Raw genomic sequence first — 5,014 nt, 5'->3', positions numbered from 1 at the left:
CGCACGGCCTGTGCCAACTGACTGGCGCGCTGGCGCTGCTGGGCGGCGTGGCTGGCGCTGCCGGGCTCGATCTGTTCAGTCATAACGTGTTCCTCAAGGTTTGCAGATGGGCGACCTGACGGCAGAAGTCAGCACTGGACAGGCGCCGCTTCGACACCGGGCTCAGGGCCTGGCTGATGGCGCGGGTGGGTTGCCGGGTCAGACGTGACAGCGCCAGCCATTGCTCGGCGACGTTCAGTTGGGCGAAACCGGGATGTCGGCGGCGGGCGCGGCGCAGGACGTCCTGTTGCAAGGCCTGCAACAACGCCTGCTGACCCGAGTGGCGCAGGGTGAAGTCGGCACTCGCGCGCAGGTGCTCCTGCAACTGTCGGCGCCCCTTCGGCGCCGGCGCCTGCAGCGGACCATGACGTACGCCGGCCTGCCACAACCACAGGCCAATCAGCGCGAGCAGGGCGACGATGGCCTGGGGGAAATAGCGCCAGAGCAAGGTCAACAGGCCATCGTGCACGGTGTTGTAAATCAGTGTGACGTCGGTGTCGGCGCTCAGATACCAGAGCAGCCAGGCGTTGTCGTACTGGCTGATGGCGGTGGTTTTCCAAAGGTCGGCATCGGTGACCACGGTGATCGAGCCGAGGCTGTAGGGCAGTTGCATCATGTGCGTGGCCTTGGCGCTGTTGGCCCAGGCCTGTGCGAGGTTCTTCGGGTCATCGAGATGGAAGTCGGTGTCGAACCCGGCGTAGGCCGGTGCGTCCTCATCCTCCAGGTACAGTCTGGTCAGCTTCGGGAAGCGCTCTGATTCCTGAACAGGGGGGGAGTCTTTCAGATCCTTGCTCAAGGACTGATGCAGTTGCACCCGGTCGAGCAGCAGGTCGTTGCTCTGCTTGGTCTGCTCGTCCCATATCGACTCCGCCACGAACACCAGACGTCCGCCGGCGCGCGCCCAGTTCAATACCTGATCGACCTGACGCGGCGTCATCCGTGAACGGTCGTTGAACAGCAGAAGCGTGTGTCGACGCGGGTCGATCTGCGGCAATACGGTAAGGCTTTCAGCGTGGCTGACATTGAGGCCGCGCTCACGCAGAAACATCTCCGCTGCCAGATAGGGATTGGCTTGCGCCGCCGGCGATGGGCCGTGATCGACCACTTCCTGATAAGGCCTGGCCTTGAGATACATAAATACGCTCAATACGCCGAGCAGCATGACGATCAGTGCGCCAAGCCACCACACCGTACGCCGGCTCAACGCGCAGTTCCATGATCGAACAACGCGCGCCAGCCATCGCACAATTGTTGTTGCAGATGCGCCGCCGGCAGGCGATGCCCATAGGCCATGTTTTGCCAGTGCGTGGTCAGGGTGCGGCTGAAGGCGAGCAGTTCCGGGCGCTGCAGTTGTTCGATCCGGGCGAGTACCTGATGTTCGGTGTCGGCGGATTTCAGCGGCAGATCGAAGTCATGGAGCAGTTGGCTGAGCAGCCCGCGATAGAGCAGGCTCAACGCTGCACGGGGCTGGCTGTGCCAGAGTTGTTCGGCACTGCCGGCGATATCGTCAGGCAGGGTGTCCCGGTTCAGATCCAGACCGAACGCCTGCGCTGGCAGGGCTCGTGCAGGCTTGGCCGGCAGTGTCGGGCGGCGACTGACAAAAGCTTGCAGAAACTCGCGATAGCGCCAGATCAAGCCGCCGAGCAAGGCGATGACAATGCCCCACAGCAGCACTTCAATGAACTTGGCGAGGGTGTTGAGGTGCTGACCGTCGAGCCAGCCCAACAGGGTTTTCAGCCACTGCGGCAATTCACCGGGTGTTTGCTCTTTGGCCGGGGCCGCCGGGTCATCGCCGAAGCGGTAACGAGTAACGCTTTCTTTGTTCTTGAACGGCGGTTGTTCAAGCAGGGCCTTGATGCTGTCGCGCGACGCCTGACTGGTCAGGGGCTGATTCAGCAGTCGTGGGGCGTCGGGGCCGGTGTCGGGTTCGCCAGCCCGGACTGACGGTACATTCGGCAACACCAGACAGACCGCCAGGATCAGCCCCAACACACTGTGGTTCAGACGCTGGCGCAAGCGGCGGAACACCAGTTCGATGTCCCAGGCTTCGAGTTGCGTGCGGCGGTTCAGATACAGGCTGAAACCACAGGCGACATATATCGGTTCCCACACCACGAGCACCAGCGCATACAAGGCATTGGTCAGGTGTTCGAGCCAGCGCCAGTCGTGATCCGCCGCGAGGATCAGCGACTGCCAGTCCCAGTCGGTTTCGATCTGCTGCGGCAAGAGCATGTAGAACAGCACCATCAGGCCGATCCACAGTGCGGTTTCCAGATGCACGCCGATGATGGTCAGCCATTGCGCGGCGCCGGCGTTGCGCTGCAGCAGTACGTGCAGACGTTGCTGCCTGGCATTGCCGTCCAGCCCTTCGAGCTGCATCACCGGCATCAGAAAACTGCGGCTGACACTCAGGCGTCGCCAGGTCAGACTGGCCAGCAGTTGTGGCCTGAGCAGGCGCGGCCATTCGCGCAAGGCTTGTCCGAGTGTCGGCGTTTCCCCGAACAGCGCCCTGGACAGGATGTACAGCGGCAGTCGTTCATACGCCGGCTTCAGCCACCAGAAGATAAACACCGCCAGTGACGGCGAGTCCCACAACACCACCGTGAGCAAGGCGAACAGCGGCAGGGTGACGATCGCCCAACTGGTCATCAACAAACGTCGATGTTGCTGACACATGAGCACGCCCAGATCCATGGCTTCCCAGGTCGTGCGCGGACGGATCACCACGGTGGCGTCACTCAGGCGCATGGCGTGTCCTTCCGGCGAACAGCAAATAAGCGGCGACCCCTAACCACAGTCCCGCACCCACCAGATATTTGGTGTGCGGTGCAACGCTGGTTCTGGATGACCAGTACGCCTCGATGAACGCCGCAATAAGCAGGAACAGCATCACGCCGCAGACCAGCAACACGCTTTTGCGCGCCGCCCGTTTCAACGCCTCGGCGCGAGTCAGGCGGCCGGGGGCGATCAAGGCCCAGCCGAGTTCAAGACCGGCTGCGCCGGCAAGCGCGATCGCGGTCAGTTCAAAGGCACCATGGGCGATCACGAACGACCAGAAGGTCTGGCCGAAACCGATTTCGGTGAGGTGCCCGGCCACCGCGCCGATCACCAGACCGTTGTAGAACAGGAAAAACGCACTGCCCACGCCCATCAGCAAACCGCTGGCAAAGGTCTGAAAGGCGATGCCGATGTTGTGCATCACGTAGTAACCGAACATGACCCAGTCTTCACTGGCGGCACGTTCGACGGGGCGCCCGAGGTGACCGGCCACCGGGTCGTACATGCCTTGCATCTCACGCACCTGATCGGCCGGGATCAGGTTGTAGACCAGTTCGGGAAAGGCATACACCAGCACGCCAACGCCGATCAGACTCCCGAAAAACAGCAGGCCGGCGACCAGTACGAAGCGCCATTCGGCGCGCACCAGCCTGGGGAAGTCGGCAAGAATGAAACTCAAAAGGCTGGCGCCCAAACGGCTGCGATGCCGGTATAGCTGTTGATGCCCGCGCAGTACCTGCTGTTGCAGCGAGTCGATGAGGAAACTGCTGTAACCGCGTTCCCGGGCCAGTGCCAGGTGGTGGCAGAGGCTGCGATAGGCTTTGGGGAAACCGGCGACTTGCGAGGTGTCCTTGCCGCGCTCGAGACGCTCGAGGGTCAGCGCAAAACGCTCCCATTCGGCCTTGTGACGACTTTCGAAAAGGCTTTGCTTCATGTCGGCCCCAACAAGCCACGGGCGATGCCATTGAGTTCCGCGACTGCCTTCGGCGCGGAGATACGCAGTGGCTGGGCCAGCAATGCTGCCAGTTCATTGACCCGCGACACTGACAACTCGCCCTGACGTTCGGCAAAGCCGAGTATGGCGCGTTGTTCGTTGAGGCTGAGGGCAATGGGTGATCGACGTGGTTCGGCGCTCGGCAACGCCGGGCGAGTCAGTGGCCGCTCGCTGTAGACCACCAGCGTGCCCGCTGCCATATCGCCAAGCCGTTTGAAGGTCGGGTGTTGCAGGCAACTGATCGCGCCGAGGAAGTAGCCGAACGGCAGCAGATCGACGAAGCGCAGCAGGTTGCGCAGCAGCGAAGCCGACCAGCCGACGGGCGTGCCGTCGTCGTGCACCACGCGCAGGCCCATCCACTGTTTGCCCGGCGAGCGGCCCTGACGCAACACTTCGAACAGCACCATGTACCACCAGCTGATCGCAAACAGTAGCAGCGAGCCCAGACCCATGCCGAGCTTGCCGAGAAACGCCAGAGCGATAAACAGCACGGCCATGATCGCGCCGCGAATGCCCAGATCGATCGTGAAGGCCACGGCCCGCACCATCAACCCGGCCGGGCGCAATGGCAGGTCGATGCCTTCCGGCGTTTCGACCTGATACCGCGTATCCAGCGGCGGGGTCAGCGGTGCTTTCCTTGGCAGTGCTGTAGGCTCGAGCATGGGCTACCTGATGTTCGCCTGTTCGGGGTGCGAGTGAGTCCGATGCTAGCAGTCTCTCGGGGGAAAACGACATAACTATGTATTGCACATCGTGTGTCGCAGGGTGCCTGAATGACGCGAGGCTGGCCGCGACCGCAGTTGAACGCCTAGACTTCGCCGATCTTCAGTTCAGGAACCGCCCGTGACTTCTATCTTCTGGTACGACTACGAAACCACTGGCATCAATCCCCGTAGCGATCGCCCGTTGCAGGTGGCGGGGATTCGCACTGACCACGCGCTCAACGAAATCGACGAGCCGGTCAACCTCTACTGCCAGCCCAGCGAAGACATCCTGCCGCATCCGGCCGCCTGTGCCATCACCGGTATCACCCCGAGCCAGCTCGCCGAACAGGGCTTGAGCGAAGCCGATTTCATGACCCGCGTGCACGCGCAGCTTGCTGCGCCAGGCACGTGTGGCGCGGGTTACAACACCCTGCGTTTCGATGATGAGATGACGCGTTACAGTCTGTATCGCAATTTCTTCGACCCCTATGCCCGCGAG

General features: G+C 62.3%; 5 protein-coding genes. 1 reads left to right on the top strand and 4 read right to left on the bottom strand.

Annotation, left to right across the window (positions count from 1 at the left end):
• Window positions 1-79: 79 nt before the first annotated feature.
• The 4 genes from DBR24_RS02635 to DBR24_RS02620 are packed head-to-tail and all read right to left on the bottom strand — an operon-like array spanning window position 80 to window position 4,473.
• The gene (locus DBR24_RS02635; protein WP_128613820.1) at window positions 80-1,243 is read right to left on the bottom strand and encodes a DUF4350 domain-containing protein; all 1,164 of its coding nucleotides are present in this window, start codon (window positions 1,241-1,243) and stop codon (window positions 80-82) included.
• Window positions 1,240-2,787: a DUF4129 domain-containing protein gene (locus tag DBR24_RS02630; RefSeq protein WP_128613819.1), complete on the bottom strand. Its 1,548-nt coding sequence runs from the start codon at window positions 2,785-2,787 to the stop codon at window positions 1,240-1,242. Before DBR24_RS02630 ends, DBR24_RS02635 begins: the two co-directional genes overlap by 4 nt.
• Complete coding sequence (locus tag DBR24_RS02625) at window positions 2,774-3,751, bottom strand: stage II sporulation protein M (protein WP_128613818.1); 978 nt, start codon at window positions 3,749-3,751, stop codon at window positions 2,774-2,776. Before DBR24_RS02625 ends, DBR24_RS02630 begins: the two co-directional genes overlap by 14 nt.
• Complete coding sequence (locus tag DBR24_RS02620; RefSeq protein ID WP_128613817.1) at window positions 3,748-4,473, bottom strand: RDD family protein; 726 nt, start codon at window positions 4,471-4,473, stop codon at window positions 3,748-3,750. The genes DBR24_RS02625 and DBR24_RS02620 overlap by 4 nt, the downstream gene beginning before the upstream one ends.
• Window positions 4,474-4,654: 181 nt before the next feature.
• On the opposite strand from DBR24_RS02620, the gene DBR24_RS02615 reads away from it, so the two are divergent.
• Window positions 4,655-5,014 (top strand): exonuclease domain-containing protein (locus tag DBR24_RS02615; protein WP_256591248.1); only part of this gene is annotated, 360 nt, incomplete at its 3' end.

Origin of the sequence: Pseudomonas sp. HMWF006 (genome assembly GCF_003061205.1) — a bacterium.
Classification (GTDB): Bacteria; Pseudomonadota; Gammaproteobacteria; order Pseudomonadales; family Pseudomonadaceae; genus Aquipseudomonas; species Aquipseudomonas monsensis.
The sequence above is the reverse complement of the archived record's forward strand: the minus strand, read 5'-3'. Positions and strand labels throughout refer to the sequence as shown.